18 protein-coding genes are annotated in these 17,539 nt (G+C 61.6%); 3 read left to right on the forward strand and 15 right to left on the reverse strand.

Translation table 11 applies throughout. The annotated features are described in order from the left end of the window. The first annotated feature begins 86 nt into the window (after window positions 1–86). Window positions 87–1,064 carry a helix-turn-helix transcriptional regulator gene (locus tag AC1RCS_RS04680; protein ID WP_492244429.1) on the forward strand — a complete coding sequence of 326 codons (978 nt, stop codon included), beginning with the start codon at window positions 87–89 and terminating at the stop codon, window positions 1,062–1,064. Window positions 1,065–1,118: 54 nt separating this feature from the next. Here the strand turns inward: AC1RCS_RS04680 and AC1RCS_RS04685 are convergent, their stop codons facing one another. The 10 genes from AC1RCS_RS04685 to hemA all read right to left on the reverse strand — a co-directional run bounded on the left by AC1RCS_RS04685 (window position 1,119) and on the right by hemA (window position 10,559). After that, window positions 1,119–2,030 (reverse strand): hypothetical protein, encoded by a 912-nt coding sequence (locus AC1RCS_RS04685; RefSeq protein ID WP_492244430.1) that lies wholly within the window; start codon window positions 2,028–2,030, stop codon window positions 1,119–1,121. 96 nt (window positions 2,031–2,126) lie between these two features. Beyond that, window positions 2,127–2,507, reverse strand: a complete 381-nt coding sequence (locus AC1RCS_RS04690) for a hypothetical protein (RefSeq protein WP_492244431.1) — start codon at window positions 2,505–2,507, stop codon at window positions 2,127–2,129. 163 nt (window positions 2,508–2,670) lie between these two features. Further along, window positions 2,671–3,357, reverse strand: a complete 687-nt coding sequence (locus AC1RCS_RS04695; protein WP_492244432.1) for a chitosanase — start codon at window positions 3,355–3,357, stop codon at window positions 2,671–2,673. Window positions 3,358–3,399: 42 nt separating this feature from the next. Next, window positions 3,400–4,272 carry a hypothetical protein gene (locus AC1RCS_RS04700; RefSeq protein WP_492244433.1) on the reverse strand — a complete coding sequence of 291 codons (873 nt, stop codon included), beginning with the start codon at window positions 4,270–4,272 and terminating at the stop codon, window positions 3,400–3,402. Window positions 4,273–4,305: 33 nt separating this feature from the next. Then, complete coding sequence (locus AC1RCS_RS04705; protein ID WP_492244434.1) at window positions 4,306–4,803, reverse strand: hypothetical protein; 498 nt, start codon at window positions 4,801–4,803, stop codon at window positions 4,306–4,308. A gap of 236 nt (window positions 4,804–5,039) precedes the next feature. After that, window positions 5,040–6,431, reverse strand: coding sequence for a hypothetical protein (locus tag AC1RCS_RS04710; RefSeq protein ID WP_492244435.1), 1,392 nt, complete (start codon window positions 6,429–6,431; stop codon window positions 5,040–5,042). 315 nt (window positions 6,432–6,746) lie between these two features. Then, window positions 6,747–7,070, reverse strand: a complete 324-nt coding sequence (gene grxD / locus AC1RCS_RS04715) for a Grx4 family monothiol glutaredoxin (protein ID WP_218293483.1) — start codon at window positions 7,068–7,070, stop codon at window positions 6,747–6,749. 53 nt (window positions 7,071–7,123) lie between these two features. Next, on the reverse strand, window positions 7,124–7,966 hold the full coding sequence (prmC, locus tag AC1RCS_RS04720) for a peptide chain release factor N(5)-glutamine methyltransferase (protein ID WP_492244436.1): 843 nt from the start codon (window positions 7,964–7,966) through the stop codon (window positions 7,124–7,126). Window positions 7,967–8,039: 73 nt separating this feature from the next. Beyond that, on the reverse strand, window positions 8,040–9,128 hold the full coding sequence (gene prfA / locus AC1RCS_RS04725) for a peptide chain release factor 1 (protein ID WP_492244437.1): 1,089 nt from the start codon (window positions 9,126–9,128) through the stop codon (window positions 8,040–8,042). Between the two features lie 114 nt (window positions 9,129–9,242). Next, entirely contained in the window at window positions 9,243–10,559 is a 1,317-nt protein-coding gene (gene hemA / locus AC1RCS_RS04730; RefSeq protein ID WP_218293486.1) for a glutamyl-tRNA reductase, read from the reverse strand. A 72-nt stretch (window positions 10,560–10,631) separates the two neighbouring features. Here hemA and AC1RCS_RS04735 point away from each other — a divergent pair, with 72 nt between their 5' ends. Together AC1RCS_RS04735 and AC1RCS_RS04740 are read left to right on the forward strand one after the other, a co-directional pair. Beyond that, window positions 10,632–10,910 (forward strand): hypothetical protein, encoded by a 279-nt coding sequence (locus tag AC1RCS_RS04735; protein WP_218293487.1) that lies wholly within the window; start codon window positions 10,632–10,634, stop codon window positions 10,908–10,910. A 111-nt stretch (window positions 10,911–11,021) separates the two neighbouring features. After that, window positions 11,022–11,993: a Bug family tripartite tricarboxylate transporter substrate binding protein gene (locus AC1RCS_RS04740; protein ID WP_218293488.1), complete on the forward strand. Its 972-nt coding sequence runs from the start codon at window positions 11,022–11,024 to the stop codon at window positions 11,991–11,993. 113 nt (window positions 11,994–12,106) lie between these two features. Here the strand turns inward: AC1RCS_RS04740 and ugpQ are convergent, their stop codons facing one another. From ugpQ to ugpB, 5 genes are all read right to left on the reverse strand, one after another. Further along, window positions 12,107–12,880 carry a glycerophosphodiester phosphodiesterase gene (gene ugpQ / locus AC1RCS_RS04745; RefSeq protein ID WP_369641671.1) on the reverse strand — a complete coding sequence of 258 codons (774 nt, stop codon included), beginning with the start codon at window positions 12,878–12,880 and terminating at the stop codon, window positions 12,107–12,109. Window positions 12,881–13,032: 152 nt separating this feature from the next. Then, the gene (ugpC, locus tag AC1RCS_RS04750) at window positions 13,033–14,037 is read right to left on the reverse strand and encodes a sn-glycerol-3-phosphate ABC transporter ATP-binding protein UgpC (protein ID WP_218293490.1); all 1,005 of its coding nucleotides are present in this window, start codon (window positions 14,035–14,037) and stop codon (window positions 13,033–13,035) included. A gap of 60 nt (window positions 14,038–14,097) precedes the next feature. Beyond that, the gene (ugpE, locus tag AC1RCS_RS04755) at window positions 14,098–14,949 is read right to left on the reverse strand and encodes a sn-glycerol-3-phosphate ABC transporter permease UgpE (protein ID WP_218293491.1); all 852 of its coding nucleotides are present in this window, start codon (window positions 14,947–14,949) and stop codon (window positions 14,098–14,100) included. A 149-nt stretch (window positions 14,950–15,098) separates the two neighbouring features. Continuing rightward, on the reverse strand, window positions 15,099–15,980 hold the full coding sequence (gene ugpA, locus AC1RCS_RS04760; protein ID WP_218293492.1) for a sn-glycerol-3-phosphate ABC transporter permease UgpA: 882 nt from the start codon (window positions 15,978–15,980) through the stop codon (window positions 15,099–15,101). A 205-nt stretch (window positions 15,981–16,185) separates the two neighbouring features. Further along, on the reverse strand, window positions 16,186–17,505 hold the full coding sequence (gene ugpB / locus AC1RCS_RS04765) for a sn-glycerol-3-phosphate ABC transporter substrate-binding protein UgpB (protein ID WP_218340308.1): 1,320 nt from the start codon (window positions 17,503–17,505) through the stop codon (window positions 16,186–16,188). Window positions 17,506–17,539 lie beyond the last annotated feature (34 nt).

Genomic DNA, 17,539 nt, shown 5'->3' on the forward strand with positions numbered 1-17,539 from the left:
AATGGATGGGCGCGTTGCGGACAATCCAGACATCGCTGCAGTGTGCCGCTTTCCACCAGCTCGACATTGGATGCCGGGACTTCAGCGTGCAAAGCATTGCCGCATCCATGGCGGGTGGGGAGGCTCCGTCAGAAAAGGTATTGGCTTTTGAGCAGCATTACGCCCCGCAGGACATTCGCTTGCCTGCCATGTGGCAGTTCACCGAAGGCGCCGTGTGGTGCGACCACGAACAGCTAGACCGCGCCACCCTGGACAGGGCGCCGATTTACACAGAGTTCCTGGCTGAACTCGGTATGCGGCACACGTTGGGGATTCCTTTGCGCGACGGTGCCAGTTCTCGTGACTTCCTTGGTTTCATTCGTCATGTTGACCAGCGGCCCTTCGGTTCCGAAGAACAAGTGCTGGTCACCTCTCTGGTGCCCCACTTGGTTCGGGCCAACAAGCTACGCTACCGGGCCAGCCAGCTAGCAGTGCAGGCGGCACTGGGGGTCGCGGCCTTGGATGCTTTGCCCCAGGCGCTAGCTGTGGTCGATGCTGGGCTGCAGGTGCGCTACGCCAATGCTGCCGCCGAGCATGCTTTTGCTGGCCAAACCCGTTTCACGTCCTGCCAAGGGCTGTTGCACGCGAGCGACCCAGACAGTCAGCGCTTGCTGGAGCGTTGTGTAGCCGAAGCCTGCCGAGTCGGAGACTTCGCGCGTGCGGGCATCGTACGCATTGCGGCCAGCGAGCACCATGGCGGCGAGTGCTTTGTTCATATCCTGCCTTTGCGCGTCAGTCACCCTTTGGCGACTGCGCTGCACGCCGCGCCACATGCATTGCTGGTGTGGTCTTCCGCGTGGGCTGTCAACACTGTGGAACATATCTGTACAGCACTGGGGCTGACAGAAACTGAAGCGCGTCTTGCGCTCATGCTGGCCAAGGGCCGAACTGTCAAAGATTTCGCGCAGGCACAAGGGTGCAGTTGGCACACTGCGCGTACGCATACAAAAAATCTCTTGAGCAAGACAGGCTGCAGTCGGCAAGCAGAGATCGTGCAACTGCTACATGCATTTACATGGGGATGAGGCAGAGGACTCTTGTGTCTGCCAAAGCAAGTGGACCAGTCCGCCAACTGATGGCTATGGATAGTTGGCCAAGTGGCTTTCCATCCAAGGCCCGAAAGCTACGCCCAACTCGCCGTAGCCATCTGGGCTCAGATGAATCTCGTTCACCCAATGCCCAGACAAACCGGTAGCTTGCGCGTCGGCGCGTTGTATGGTGGTCAACCCTGCTGAATCAAATACATGCACTTGTGGTTGCGCTTCGGGCTCGCCGCTGCTTTCGTCCAGGGGCAGCAAAAAGGCGCGCAAACGGCCAAATAGCAAGTCACGTACATCTTGGGCTGCATCGCCGGTCAATCCGTAGCGTAGCAGTGCCGGGTATAGCCACCCTTGTGGCGAGCCCACGGTGCCCGATGGCCGTACGGTGGGTGTTGCATAAGTGTGTAGAAAGATGGGGCGACCCTTGCTGGGCCCCAGGTCGCGGCGCGCGACCAATTCCGCAAAGTTGGCAAGCATGTAGGAGACGAAGTTGTCCCACCCGGCTTCGCTGATGAAACGCTCAGCACCCGTGCCAGGTGATGTGGCTGCCTCTTCTGCGGTGAGTAGCAGTCGCTGGTGGCGTGGGACTGGTGTGCCATCCTTGCGCTCGGGCGGTACTTGGGCTGCATCAATCAAATCATTGCCACCCGCCGAAATCAAAATACCCTCCCAGTAGCGTGCAAAGTTCTTTTTGCTCAGCAGGCGGTCAAAGTAAGGGTCGTTGAACCATTCCACCATGTGCTGCAGTGTGTCACCGGGGTAGGCGCAATTCACGATAGCCGTTGTCTGACTGACCTCCAGCTTGAACAGCACGTTGGACGCAGCCAGCAGATTCAGCGTACCGATGGTGAACCATGAGTCGCCCTCGGCCAAAAGTCGACGGCCAAAGTCTGACAGAGGCGGCGGCTGATCGCGAGAAAGCCAATCAGCGGGATAAACAAGTGGTCTCATATTAAATCTCCATACATTCGCGATATAGGCAGGGGCTCATTCTGAGCGTCGGAGCTGCAAGGGCAAAAGGGTGTGGCGCACCGTGTTCGCCTCGGGTTAGTGCTCTCGAAAGTAGGATCGGTTGCTGTACACCACGAGCGCTGCATTCAGAAATGCCGCTGCAAAGATGGCTGCACCAAGCCAATCACCGGCATGGACACCACCATCTTTTGGGAAGAGCGAGGCCTCGACAAAGCGGTCTACTTTGCTCACCAAATACCCGGATGCAAAGGCCGAAACCGCTTGGCCTATCGTCAAGAGCTTGCTCAGTTCGCTCCCGTAGGGTGCGAAGTACATCCCGCAGCCCCAGCCTAGCAGCATGCCTGTGAGGCCAACCAAGGCGTATCCCAGCTTTGCCTTGTCGTCTGCACCCAATTGCATGCACGCCCATGCTAGAAACACCAGAATCATCAAACCAAACAGGTTGGTGAAAATCACGTTACCGATATGGCGCCCGAACACAGCCTCGAATGGCGTTATGGGAGCGAGGGTTCGGTCATCGCATGGTCTTGATGGCGATGGCTGTGGCTGTGGCGAATCTGCTGCCTCTGTCATTTGCGTCTCCGATGCCTGGCTCTGAATATTTGCAGATCTAGTTTGATCAGCCGCTGAAAACATCCGTCCCATTCATACGAATGGGCTCTGTGAACAAGTCCCAGTTACCCGCTTCGATCTGGGCCATGAGTCCTTCGGTTCGGTATCGGGACTTGCGCACCACTGGTCGTGCGTGGTTGCTCAGCCAGTCGTGGCGTGCTCGAACGTACTCATCGATCCAAACCTCCTCGCGGCCCCCGCTGGCGGGCGGACTCTCGGTAAACCGATGACGCAGTAGCCAAAGAATGCCGCCACTGTGGATGAAGGAGTCGTAGATCACCAGGGCGGACAGTGCCTTAACGAAGCCGTTGTCATCCGCCCAGTGCATGGCTGGATCGAAGTAAGTTTCCGCAAAGAACCTGTCCTGAACCGCACGCATCACGGGGTCCTTGCGCCCCGCATCGCGCAGCAGGCCACGGAAAGCCATGTCATCCGTAAGTGCCTTGCTCCCCACGTACGGCGCGTAGGCGGCCAACTGCGCGCTATACCGACCACCTGCCGCCGCATACATTTGCACCAGCTTCCGCAGATTGCCGTATTCAGTGGTCTGAGCGCGACCGTAGGTGATCTGGCGGATGTCGTGTGGGCCATCGGCGTAGATGGAAATCGCTCCGTAGTCGCCCTCGGGGCTGCCGGTTTCGATGGTGTTGATAACGCGCTCGATGAGACTGAGTTGGATTTGCGTCAAATACATCTTGGTTTCCTTCGCGCGTCTAGCAGTTGTTAGTTTAATAAATTAGCAACCTTCGCTAGTTTTGCTTGCACCAAGTATTCCTTCAAGGAAGTTAATTCGATTTTTTATTGGCGTTATCAAGTTGGGGGGCATGTTGATTTTTTGCATATGATTGACAGCATTTTTTAGCAGGGTGAATTCTTTGATTGAGTAGTTGTCAAATTCATTGGCTGCTTTGCAGTATATTGCTCTATTTTCTGATAAAAAGTCATTTTTAATTCTTTCGTACATGGTATTTTTCTCTGAATTGAATTTCCCTATTGGAGTAAGTATACTGTTGTATAGTGTTTCAATTTGGTTTTTTGGATTCGTTTTTTTGGTGGATTCAATGAATTCTGAGAGTCTTAGGCTGCCATTGCTTTCGTAATTTTCTATTGGATTGACGAGGAAGTTGCACATATACGCTTGAACAGGGTCTTTGGTGGTGTCAAAAATGTATTCAATATAGACCCCTTGAACTGCATAACTGCCAAATGAATAAGAAAATCCGCAGTTGAAGTTGGAGTAGTTTTTGAAATCATTGGGCAGCATTTTTGAATACAGCTGCCTAGCTTCTTGGTTCAGGTCATCATAAAAAAGGGCGCCAACCACTCGTCGTGCAAGAAATTGGCAATAAATCTCGGGGCTATCAAGTGATGCGTTAGCTCCTGCGCCTGTTGAATAGGAGCCGGGGCACTCGCTATTAAAACGATTGAGCATCGCTTTGCCAACACCTTTTTTTAATCCACCATTTGCAGTTAGTACGCTGTCTTCTGCTCTTTTTGCTTTTAAAAATGGGGGCTCCTGCGAGTTTGCTAAATTTATTTGAAATGTGGCTGTGAAAATGCAGAGACACGCTATTTTTTTTGGTTGAAAGTGTGATGGATAAATTGTCATAATTTTTTAGTGGTTTAATTAATTTATGAGTGATCAGTCTTCTTTGTGAATTTTTTGGGAGGGTACTTCTTTGGTGCCAGGCGAACCGAAGATGCTCACAATATCTCGCTGGCATTCTTTTTTTCTGAGATCGTTGAGGGATTGATTGCAATCCCGCACCTTGGCCCAGCGCCCGCTTTCACACCGGTAAGCGCGCGGGCCGAAAGCCACTGTCTGGCCTTCGCTGTAAAAGCACGAGCGCGAGCCGCAGCTTTCCTCGTCACGTACCACCAGCCATTTGCAGGACTGACCAGTCAGGTCTGTGGATGGATCTGCAGCTGGTGCGCCATTGCCATTGGGGGGTGAGTCCGTGCCTTTGCCGAATGGGTTGAGTGATGGGTCTTGCTGCGCCTGCTGAATGGCAGCCTGCACCTGCTGGTTTATCTGCTGCTGGCGCGCACGCTCTTGTTGCTGTCGGTTCCACTCTTCCTGCTGGCGCCGCGCATCTTCCTGCCGCTCGCGTTCCGCCTGCTGTCTGGCGGATTGCTCCATGGCTGCTCCGAAAGCACCGATGGCGTTTTGTATTTGTTGGTTCCTGTTGGCCGAGTTGCTGTTCCCATGGTGCGTCGAACCTGACGAGCCTGAGCAGTTGGGGTTGCCTGTGGCACCTCGAATTACTATGCACTGATCTGATGTTCCCCCTTGAGCGTGTACAGAATGTGGAAAAATGAATATGCTGCTAGCCAGGGTAAGGCAGATAAAAATGAATTTTTTTATTTTCATGGAACTTATTTTTTTGGAATAACTGTTTCTGGGCCAAGCCATACTTCCATTTGACCGAGTGATACTTTGCTTTCGTAGCCGCGCACATGTATACAGCTGATTTTTGTATTGATTATGGCATTCAAGAATTTATTGACATCGTCGCAATTCACCTTGTCATCCAGCTGAAAGTAGCGCAGAAAATTTCCACCTATATATCCTGGAATTTTTTCTGTGCGATAGAAGATGGTGTTGGAGATGCCTTTTGAGTTGGCTTTAAGAAGGCTATCCAGCGATTCGCGTTGCGTGTCGGTGGCAACCTGAGGGTAAATAAAGAGTTTTTCTGCTGCAATCTTGATAGGTGCAATTGAAGAAGTTCCATCGCTGGTTGCAATGCCGGTGAGATTTTTGTCTTCGGTAGGTTTGTTCAGCGTTTCATTTGCTGTGTTTGCCGCTCCTTCATTGCAAGAGGAATTCAAGTCCTCTCTGAGTCGCTGAAATAGTTCACTGTTTGTGTTTTCTGCGCGATCTAGCCACTTAGCTCTGGCATTTAGGCAGCCCTCCATTTTGTAATCTATTGTTGAACCCAGCTCTGCGATTTTATAGACAGTTTGAGATATAATGCTGACTGTCGTGGGGTCTATGGTTGGAACAACGCTTGTTGATTTATCTTGGCTGGCGATGGCCCCTTTGACTGCCATTTGGATCGCATCATTCTTCTCAAGGATTGCTTCGTAATATCTGCGGGTGTCCGTAGCCGTGGCTTTTGCTTGTTGCAGGGTGTCTTCCTTGGCCGCGCATGCGTCCTTGTCGGGTTCTTTTTGTATGTCCGAGCAGCCCTTGCCCGCAGGCAGTTGGGCTGCTGCCAGGGCGGCCACATGTGCCGTTTGTGCCGTGTTTTTGGCCTTGTCCGCCGCCTCCCATTTCGCTCTGGCGGCTGCCAACTGCTCTGTATAGGCTGCGGCAGCGGCACCTACGGTGCCTGCACTCAGTGTGGAGGACTGACGAATTTGTGGGCGGATCAAGTTGGTCAGCTGCTCGATGGCCAGTACGGAAATCATCACGCGTTGATCGCGTGCGGCTTGCCAACTGAGTTCGGTGCGACCGATTTCGCCGTTCAGAAAGCGCTCGCAGGTGCGGTACATCGACATGGCCAGGATGTTCACAGTCTGAGAGCGCTCAATGGCGCCGCCTGATTCCGCCAAGGCTGCTGCTGCTTTGGCTGCTAATTCTTTCTGCTCGGGTTTGACCGCCAACTCACCCGAAGCCGTAGCGGTGAGCACTGAGAAGATGTCCGGAGCCTGTTCTGCGCACAGCTTCAGCTTTGCGTTTGCGCCCGAACCGTGTTGGATGTAGTGAATGGCACGCTGCTTGGCATCGGTGATGACGATGGATTGCCGTCCACCAGATGTGTCCACAACAGTCTGGTTTCGGTAGACCGAACTCCAGTTTGCACACCCCGCAAGGCTCAGGGCGAGTATTGCTATGGCTCCGGGGCGAAGAGCCCGACAAGCCGTGCCGAACGTTCTGTACATGGTGCCCTCTCGCTTGCATGTTGTAACGCTTGCAGGCTACAAATGCGGCGAGGCTTGCGCTATACCGCAGTTGCGGTATGGCGATGTATCCAGCGGTACGTAATGTGAGATATGTCTTTGCTTTTGTGGATGTCGGTGTTGTGACTGGGCAGCAAAAAGCCGCCCGAAGGCGGCTGGAGAACGTAGGGGGTTTGGGCTTTAGCCTTCGGTGCCCAACACCTGCTTGAGTTCTCCCGACTCGTACATCTCCATCATGATGTCCGAGCCGCCGATGAACTCGCCCTTCACGTACAGCTGGGGAATCGTGGGCCAGTTGCTGTAGTCCTTGATGCCCTGGCGGATTTCGTCGTCCTCGAGCACGTTGACGGTGACCACGGCTTTGGGGTCCACGCCGCAGGCCTTCAGGATCTGGATGGCGCGGCCCGAGAAGCCGCACATGGGGAAGCTGGCGCTGCCCTTCATGAACAGCAGGATGTCGCTGGATTTGACGAGGGCGTCGATGCGTTGCTGGGTGTCGCTCATGGGGATACTCCTTGAAAGAGGCGGGCGAGCCTCACCGGCCCGCGATGGGGGGATTATTTCACTGTCGGCCACTGTCCGCCCGAGCAGCGCGCGATGCCGGCCAGATCGTTGCGGCTTTGCACCTGGATGAAACCGGTGGCGGCGAGCAGGGCCCGCACGGCGGGGGCCTGGTCGTGCCCGTGCTCCAGCAGCAGCCAGCCGCCGGGCCGCAGGTGCGCGGGGGCCTGGGCCACGATGGCGCGGATGTCGTCGAGCCCGTCGGCGCCGCTGGCCAATGCCTGCAGGGGCTCGTGCCTGAGCGCGGCCAGGTGCGGGTCGGCGCTGGCGATGTAGGGAGGGTTGGAGACGATGGCATCGAACAGGCCCGGCACGCCCGCCAGCCAGTTCGCTGGCTGGAACTGCACGGCCAGGTCCAGGCGCCGGGCGTTGGCCTGCGCCACGGCCAGCGCATCGGCGCTCGCGTCCACCGCCAGTACCTGGGCGGTGGGGCGCTGGTGCTGCAGCGCCAGCGCGATGGCGCCGCTGCCGGTGCCCAGGTCCACGACGCGGGGGGCGGGCAACGGAGCCATCACCTCCAGCGCCCAGTCCACCAGCGTTTCGGTGTCGGGGCGCGGGTCCAGCACGCGCGCATCCACCTCCAGGGGCAGGCCGTAGAACTCCTTGCGGCCGGTGAGGTAGGCCACGGGCTCGCCCGCCACGCGGCGCTGGCACAGGGCGATGAACCGGGCGTGCACGGCCTCGTCCAGCGCGTCCGTGTCGTGCGCCAGCAGCCAGGCGCGGCCGGCGTCGGGCCGGGCCAGGGCGTGCAGCAGCAGCAGTTGCGCATCGATGCGTTCCAGGCCCAGGGTGCGGGCCTGGGCCAAAGCCTGGGCCAGGGTGGGGGAGGTGTTGTTCACTACTATTTTGATAGCTACTAGCGCATGTCCATCAAGCGCCAGAGGCCAGTTTGATTCAAATTCTGGATGGAGATCAGCCCGTGGTGCCCATCTCCAGCTCTTCCAGCTGCTCGGCCTCGCGCGCGTGGGCCAGGGCCTGCAGCACGTCGGCCAGGTCACCTTCCATCACGTACAGCAGCTTGTACAGCGTGAGGTTGATGCGGTGGTCCGTCAGGCGCCCCTGCGGGAAGTTGTAGGTGCGGATGCGGTCGCTGCGGTCGCCGCTGCCGATCAGGCCCTTGCGCAGCGCGGCCTCCTTGGCGGCACGCTCGCTGCGTTCTTTTTCTTGAATGCGCGCCTGTAGCACCTGCAGGGCCTTGGCCTTGTTGGCGTGCTGGCTGCGGCCGTCCTGGCATTCGGCCACGATGCCGGTGGGCAAGTGCACCACGCGCACGGCGGAGTCGGTCTTGTTGATGTGCTGGCCGCCCGCGCCGGATGCGCGGAAGGTGTCGATGCGCAGGTCGGCCGGGTTGAGCTTGATGGCCTCGTGCTCGTCGGGCTCGGGCATCACGGCCACGGTGCAGGCGCTGGTGTGGATGCGGCCCTGTGTTTCGGTGGCGGGCACGCGCTGCACGCGGTGGCCGCCGGACTCGAACTTGAGCGCGCCGTAGACGTTCTCGCCTTCGATGCGCAGCACGATTTCCTTGTAGCCCCCCAGCTCGGCCGCGTTCTCGCTCACGATCTCCACCTTCCAGCCCACGCGGTCGGCGTAGCGGGTGTACATGCGCGTGAGGTCGCCCGCGAACAGGGCCGATTCGTCGCCGCCCGTGCCAGCGCGGATTTCGACGAACGCATTGCGCGCGTCGTTGGGGTCCTTCGGCAACAGCAAGCGCTGCAATTCGTCTTCCAGCTGCAGCAGTTCGGCTTCGGCACTGGTGATTTCTTCCTGCGCCATCTCGGCCATGTCGGGGTCGGCCAGCATCTCGCGCGCGCCGGCCAGGTCGGCCTCGCGCTGCTGGTAGCGGGCGTAGCGGCCCGCCACCTGCGTGACCTCGGCATGCTCGCGCGAGATGGTGCGGTACTGCGCCATGTCGCTCATGATGTCCTCGCGCGAGAGCAGGAAGTCGAGTTCGCCCAGGCGCTGCGCGTAGCGCTCCAGCTGGCTTCGGAGAAAGGGTTTCATGGAATCCTGGAGAAATGGGTTGCTACGTATTTTGTAGCTGTTAGCGCTTGTGTATCAAGCGCTGAGGCCGATCTGGCTTGAAATCGGAACGGGCTGGGGTGCGGGCGGGCGCCGCTACAGGCCGTTGTGGGGGGTCTTGCTTTGCGAGCGCAGGAACAGGCGCGAGACTGTCTGGGCCGTCTGGGCGCGCATCTCGGCGTCGCCCGCGCGCAGCTCGGCCAGGGTGCCGTGCAGCATTTTCTGTGTGAGGCCACGCGAGAGGGCTTCGAGCACGGCGTCCACATCCTCGCCCTTGGCCAGCAGCTTCTTGGCGCGCGCGATCTCCAGGGCGCGCCACTCGTCGGTCTGGGCGTTGAGCTGCTGGATCAGCGGCACCACGCCGCCGGTCTCGCCGGCCGGGCTGCGCAGCTCCATCCAGTGCATGAAGCTCTGCACGCCCGCGTCGATGATGGCCTCGGCCTGCGCCACGGCGGCCTGGCGGTTGGCCTGGGCCGTCTGCACCACGGTGGCCAGGTCGTCCACGGTGTACAGGTACACGTCGCCCAGGGCCTTGACCTCGGGTTCGATGTCGCGTGGCACGGCCAGGTCGACCATGAAGATGGGGCGGTGGCGGCGCTTTTTCAGCGCGCGCTCCACGGCGCCCAGGCCGATGATGGGCAGGCTGCTGGCGGTGCAGCTGATGACGGCGTCGAACTCGTGCAGGCGCTCGGGCAGGTCGGCCAGGCGCATCACCTCGCCGCCAAAGCGGGTGGCGAGCTTTTCGCCGCGTTCCAGCGTGCGGTTGGCAATCGCGATCTGCTTGGGGTTCTTGGCCGCGAAGTGCGTGGCGCACAGCTCGATCATCTCGCCCGCGCCGACGAACAGCACGCGGATCTTGCCGAGGTCTTCGAACAGCTGGCTGGCTAGGCGCACGGCGGCGGCGGCCATGCTGATGCTGTGCGCGCCGATCTCGGTGCTGGTGCGCACCTCCTTGGCCACGGCGAAGCTGCGCTGGAAGAGCTGGTTGAGCGTGGTGCCCAGGGCGCCAGCGGTCTCGGCGGCGCGCACGGCATCCTTCATCTGGCCCAGGATCTGGGCCTCGCCCAGCACCATCGAGTCGAGCCCGCTGGCCACGCGGAAGGCGTGGCGCGCGACGAGGCTGTCCTCGAGCGTGTAGGAGTGCGAGCGCAGCAGCGCGGGGCTCACGCCGCCGCTTTGGGCCAGCCAGCCCAGCGTGTGGTCCATGGCGGGCTGCTCGCCCGCGCAGTAGATTTCGGTGCGGTTGCAGGTGGAGATGATGGCCGTTTCCACCCCGGGGTGGCGGCTGGAGGTGCCCAGCGACTGGCGCAAACCGTGCAATGTGGGAGCGATCTGGTCGAGCGCGAACGCGAACCGGCCGCGCAGATCGAGCGGCGCGGTGGTGTGGTTGATGCCGAGGGCCCAGACTGCCATAGTTCCCGATTATAAAATTGTTGGCCCGAACAGGCGGCCTTGCCTGTTCAAGCCTTGATGTGGGTCAATTCCATGGGTCCTCTGGACGTTTTCAATCACCTGCTCAACTTCGTGGCACCCGCCGCGGCCGTGGCCCTGCTGCTTGCCTTGTCGGGGCGCTTCATCGGCTCCAGAACACCCCTGCCGCTGTCTGGCGGGTTTCGCCTTGCGATCGTCTTCACCGTGGGCGTGGCAACCCTGGCCGCCGGACTGGTGGTGTGGGGGCGCGACGGCCGTATGCTGACCTATGCCGCGCTGGTGGTGGCCTGCGCCACCTGCCAGTGGGTGCTGGTGCGCGGCTGGAAGGCCTGACCGGCCGCACACCCGCGCGCAATGCCGTGCCATGCCCCGCACCCGCCGCCGGGCGGGGCGGGTGCACACTCCCCGATCCTCAACAACACAAAAACCTGGAGATAGAACACGATGACGCTCAAGCATTCCTGGCCCGTACTGGCCGCGGGGCTCGCCCTGTCGGTGGCCGCGCAGGCCCAGCAGGCCTTTCCTTCCAAGCCCGTGCGCATCGTCATCGGCTTTCCGGCCGGCGGTCCGCTGGACCAGCATGCACGCTTGCTCACCGACAAGCTGCAGGCCGTGCTGGGCCAGCCCGTGGTGGTGGACTACAAGGCCGGTGCGGGTGGCACCGTGGGCGCGCAGGACGTGATGAAAGCGCCGCCCGACGGCCACACCATCATGCTGGCCAACACGGGCGTGATGGTGATCAACCCCGGGCTCTACAGCCGCCTGCCGTATTCCACGCTCAAGGATTTTGTGCCCATCGCGCGCACCGCCATGCAGCCGTTGGCCCTTTTGGTGAACCCTGGCGTGCCCGCCAAAAACCTGCAGGAGTTCATGGCCTACGCCAAGTCGCGGCCGGGCCAGGTCAACTTCGGCTCGGCGGGCAATGGCGGCATCAGCCACCTGGTGCCCGAGATGTTCAAGACGGCCACCGGCCTGTTCATGGTGCACATCCCCTACCGGGGCAGCGCACCCGCGTTCACCGACCTCATGGGCGGCCAGGTGCAGTTCATGGCCGAAAGCATTCCGCAGGCCGCCAGCTACCACAAGCAGGGCAAGGTGCGCGCCCTGGCCGTGACCAGCAAGGAGCGCAACCCCGCGCTGCCTGACGTGCCCACGGTGATCGAGAGCGGCATCAAGGGTTTCGAGGTGGTGGGCTTCTACGGCTTCCTGGCTCCGGCCGGGACACCCAAGGATGTTGTCAACAAGCTCAGCGATGCCTTCGGCCAGGTGCTGCAGATGCCCGAGGTGCGCAACCGCATGGTGACTCAGGGGGCGGACCCGGCCTTCCTGGGGTCGGACGACTTCGCGAAATTCCTGGCTGCAGAGATGCCGCGCTGGGCCGACGCGGTGAAGAAGTCGGGCGCTAAATTGGACTGACCCCCTGAGGCGCTGCGCGCCTTCCCCCTGGAAGGGGGACGCCACCGGTGGCCCGGCAAAGCCGGTTCCACGGTGGCGCTGGCCTTGGGACGGGGTTGGGGTGACGGTACACCCTAGGGCGTGGCGGGCGAAAAAAAGTCCACGCGGTCGGTGATGATGCCGTCGGTTTCCAGGTGGAGGAGCCGCTGCGCGGCCCAGTCGTCGTTCACCGTGTAGCTCAGCGCACGCAGGCCCGCGCCGTGGACCTGCGCGACCAGCGCCGCATCCCACAGTGCGTGGTTGCACACGATGGCCACGCAGTCCAGCTGGCGGGCCAGGTCCAGCCAGCCGTCGCGCAACGTGTCCAGCAGCAGCGCGCGCGGGATGTGGGGGGCCGTGGCCCGGGCGCCCGCCAGCGCGTCGGGCTGGAAGGATGAGAACAGGGGCTGCACGGCCTGGCCCTGCCACAGACGCGCCGCATGTTCCCCTACCACCCGGCCCGTTTTTTCCTCGACCCCGGGCGTTGGCTTGATCTCGATGTTCAGGAAGAAGCCGTTGGCGATGCAATAGCGCGCCGTGTTCTCCAGGGTGGGCAACGGCTCGCCCGCGTGGGTGCGCGAATGCCAGCTGCCCGCGTCCAGCTGGGCCAATGCGCTCCAGGGGTGATCGCCCCCGGTGCGGCTGGCGGTGGTGCCCAGCGCCTGCGCCGCGTTGGTGGTGCGGTCCAGCGTGGCGTCGTGCATCAGGAACGGCACGCCGTCGGCACTCAGCTTGGCGTCGCACTCGAACATGCGGTAGCCATGCCGGGCGCCCAGCCGGAACGCGGCCAGGGTGTTTTCAGGGGCCAGCTTGCCGGCGCCACGGTGGGCGATCCAGCGGGGGTAGGGCCAGGGAGTAGACATGGTCATCTTGCCTCGTGGTTTGCGTGCCACGCCGCGGTGGCCACTGGCACGGCACCGCGCGCGGACGCCGAGCAAGGGCCGCCCCGCAGCGACGGCGTCGTCCCCCTTTCCGGCGCAGCCGGGAGAAGGGGAAGGCGGCGAAGCCGCTCAGGGGTGGGTCACTTTCTTTTTCCGGTGGTGGCGTCGAACGCATGCAGGCGGTCTGGGCGCGGCACCACGTGGATCACCGAGTCAGGCGCGGGCGCATGGGTGCCTTCTTCCACGCGCACAATGATCTGTTCGCCATGGATGCGGCCGTAGATGAGGCGCTCGGCGCCCAGCAGCTCCACCGTCTCGACCTTGACTTCCCAACCTTCGCTGCGCACGTCCAGGTGCTCGGGGCGGATGCCCAGGATGGTGCCGGGCGCGGCGCTGGGGGCGTTCTTGAGCAGGTTCATGGGCGGCGAGCCGATGAAGCTGGCCACGAAGGTGGTGGCGGGCGTGTGGTAGACCTCTTCGGGCGTGCCGAACTGCTCCATGTTGCCGGCGTTCATCACGATCATGCGCTGCGCCAGCGTCATGGCCTCGACCTGGTCATGCGTCACGAACAGGCTGGTGATGCCCAGTTCGCGGTGCAGCTTCTGGATCTCGAGGCGGGTCTGGGCGCGCAGCTTGGCGTCCAGGTTGGACAGCGGCTCGTCGAACAGGAACACCTGGGGCTGGCGCACGATGGCACGGCCCATGGCCACCCGCTGGCGCTGGCCGCCCGACAGCTCGCGCGGCTTGCGTTCGAGCAGATGGCCCAGTTCGAGGATCTTGGCGGCCTTGTCCACGCGCGCCCTGATTTCCTCCTTGGGCACCTTGGCGATCTTCAGGCCATAGGCCATGTTGTCGAAGTTCGTCATGTGCGGGTACAGCGCGTAGTTCTGGAACACCATCGCGATGTCACGCTGGGCGGGTTCCAGGTTGTTCACCACGCGGTCGCCGATGCGAAGCTCGCCGCCGGAGATTTCCTCCAGGCCCGCGACCATGCGCAGCAGGGTGGACTTGCCGCAGCCCGAGGGGCCCACGATGACGATGAACTCGCCGTCCTGGACCTCGGCGTTCACGCCGTGGATCACCTGGTTGGCCTTGGGGCCATGGCCGTAGCGCTTGATGATGTTGCGAAGGGAGATGGATGCCATGATGCAATGAATTTGATAGCTACAAGTGCTGAATGGATAAGCGCTGGCAGGGGTTTTGTCTTATTTCTCGGTGTCCACCAGGCCCTTGACGAACCAGCGCTGCATGACCACCACCACGAAGGCCGGAGGCAGCATGGCCAGGAGGGCCGTGGCCATCACGATGTTCCATTCGTTGCCCGCGTCGCCGCCGGCCAGCATGCGCTTGATGCCGATCACCACGGGGTACATGTCTTCCGAGGTGGTCACCAGCAGCGGCCACAGGTACTGGTTCCAGCCGTAGATGAACTGGATCACGAACAGCGCGGCGATCGACGTGCGCGACAGCGGCACCAGGATGTCCTTGAAGAAGCGCATGGGGCCCGCGCCGTCCACGCGGGCGGCCTCCACCAGTTCGTCGGGCACCGTGAGGAAGAACTGCCGGAACAGGAACGTGGCGGTGGCCGACGCGATCAGCGGCACCGTGAGGCCCGCATACGTGTTGAGCATGCCCAGGTCCGACACCACCTGGTAGGTGGGGCCGATGCGCACTTCCACCGGCAGCATCAGCGTGATGAAGATCAACCAGAAGCAGATGCCCTTGAAGGGGAAGCGGAAGTACACGATGGCGAACGCCGACAGCAGCGAGATGGCGATCTTGCCCAGCGTGATGACGATGGCGGTGACGAAGCTCACCCACATCATGCGCGCCACCGGCGCGGTGGAGCCCGCGCCCGTGCCGCCGCCGAACAGGGCGTCGTGGTAGGTCTGCCAGAAGTTGCCGCCGGGCACCATGGGCATGGGCACCTGCACGATGTCCTGCGCGGTGTGGGTCGAGGCCACGAAGGCCAGGTACAGCGGAAAGCCGACGATGATCACGCCCAGCACCATGATGAGGTGCGAGAACGCGGTGAGATAAGGACTGCGCTCTACCATGCGAGGGCTCCAGGAGAGAGGGGCGATGAAGAAGACATGCGTGAATTAAGGAGTGCCAATGCGCGTGCCACCGCGGAACCGGCTTTGCCGGGCCGCTGGAGGAGCCCCCTCGAGGGGGAGGCGCCACAGGCGCTTCGGGGGGGAGTCATCTAGTACTGCACTTTCTTCTCGACGTAGCGGAACTGGATCACGGTGAGCACCACCACGATCACCATCAGCACCACCGACTGCGCGGCCGATCCGCCCATGTCCATGGCCTTGAACCCATCGTGGTACACCTTGTAGACCAGGATGGCGGTATCGCGGCCCGGGCCGCCCTGCGTGGTGGCGTCCACGATGGCGAAGGTGTCGAAGAAGGCATACACCACGTTGATCACGAGCAGGAAGAACGTGGTGGGCGAGAGCAGCGGAAACTGGATGCTCCAGAACCTGCGCCAGGGGCCCGCGCCATCAATGGCTGCGGCTTCGATGAGCGACTTGGGGATGGACTGCAGGCCCGCCAGGAAGAACAGGAAGTTGTAGGAGATCTGCTTCCACACCGCGGCGATCACGATCAGCGCCATGGCGTGGTCGGAGTTGAGCATGTGGTTCCAGTCGAAGCCCGACTGGCGCAGCATGTAGGCCACCACCCCGAGCGACGGCGAGAACATGAACATCCACAGCACGCCCGCCACGGCGGGTGCCACGGCATAGGGCAGCAGCAGCGCGGTCTTGTAGACCATCGCGCCCTTGATGATGCGGTCGGCGAAGATCGCCAGGATCAGCGACAGGCTGATGCCGCTGACCGCCACCAGGATCGAGAAGAAGGCGGTGGTCTTGAACGACGCCAGATAGCCGGGGTCCTGGAACAGGTCCCGGAAGTTGTCGAAACCGACCCATTCCCTCGAGAAGCCGAAGGAATCCTGCATCTGGAACGACTGCACCAGGGCCTGGCCTGCGGGCCAGAAGAAGAAGACGCTGATGATGGCCAGCTGGGGTGCCAGAAGCACCCACGGCAGCCACGCAGAGCGAAAGAGAACGCGTTTTTCCATGTCCAGACTCTCAAAAAATGCCCCCGTGCTGGCTGTTGCGCAGGGGCGCTGCCCCTTCGGGGGGCCGCTTTTTGCCCCGGGGCAGCCCGGCGGCAAAAAAAGACAACCCGCCGCCCAGTGAACCGCAGGGGTTTACAGGGGCGGCGGGCTTTCGATGTCCCCAGGCCGCAAGGGCCCGGTCGCATCCATAGGCGCTCGTCAGAACTTACTTGTTGGCGCGCGCGAACCGGGCCAGCTGTTCGTTGCCGCGGGTCACGGCCGTGTCCAGCGCCTCCTTGGGGGTCTTCTTGCCCGACCAGATCTGTTCGGTTTCCTCGTCGATGATGGAACGGATCTGCACGAAGTTGCCCAGGCGGATGCCGCGCGACTTGTCGGTGGCCTTGCGGATCATCTGCGTGACGGCGACGTCGGTGCCGGGGTTCTTTTCATAGAAGCCCGAGGCTTCGGTGAGCTTGTAGGCGGCCGTGGTCACGGGCAGGTAGCCCGTGCGCTGGTGGCTGGCCGCCTGCACCTTGGTGTCGTTCAGGAAGTTCAGGAAGTCGGCCACGCCCTTGTACTCTTCGGACTTCTTGCCGGCCATCACCCAGAGGCTGGCGCCGCCGATGGCGGTGTTCTGGGGCGCGCCCTTCACGTCGGCGTAGTAGGGCAGGGCCGAGATGCCATAGGCGAACTTGGCTTCCTTGGCCACGCGGGCGTACAGGCCCGACGAGCCCGTGATCATGGCGCACTCGCCCGAGGGGAAGGAGGCGTCCGGCACATTGCCGCGGCCCTTGTAGACGAAGCTGCCGTCCTTGGAGGCCTTGGCCAGGTTCTCGAAGTGGCGCACGTGCAGCGGCGTGTTGATCTGCAGCTGGGCGTCGTTGCCGTCAAAGCCGTTGTTCTTGGACGCGAACAGCGTGTTGTGCCACAGCGAGAAGCTCTCCAGCTGCGTCCAGCTGATCCAGCTCGTGGTGAACGGGCAGCTGTGGCCGCTGGCCTTGAGCTTGGACGCGGCGGCGAACACCTCGGGCCATGTCTTGGGCGGGGTGTTGGGGTCCAGGCCCGCCTTCTTGAAGGCGTCCTTGTTGTAATAGAAGATGGTGGTGGAGCTGTTGAGCGGGTAGCTCAGCATCTGGCCGTTGGGCGCGGTGTAGTAGCCGGCCACGGCCGACACGTACTGGGTGGGGTCGAACTTGAAGCCGCCGTCGTTGAGCACCTTGGCCGCGGGCACGATGGCACCCTTGCTGGCCATCATGGTGGCGGTGCCTACTTCGAACACCTGGAGGATGTGGGGTGCATTGCCCGCACGGAACGCGGCGATGGCACCCGTCATCGATTCGTCATACGTGCCCTTGTAGGTGGGCACGACCTTGTACTTGGTCTGGCTCGCGTTGTACTGTTTTGCCAGGTCGTTGACCCAATCGCCGAGCGCTGCGCTCATCGAATGCCACCACTGAATCTCGACCGGCGCCTGAGCCTGGGCTTGTGCAGGCAGGCACGCTGACATGGCGATGGCAGCGCAGACCGCCAGATGCTTCGTTTGCATGAATATTTCCTCCGAGGATGACAAAAAGCACAAG

Source organism: Acidovorax sp. GW823-FHT01C06, assembly GCF_058798375.1.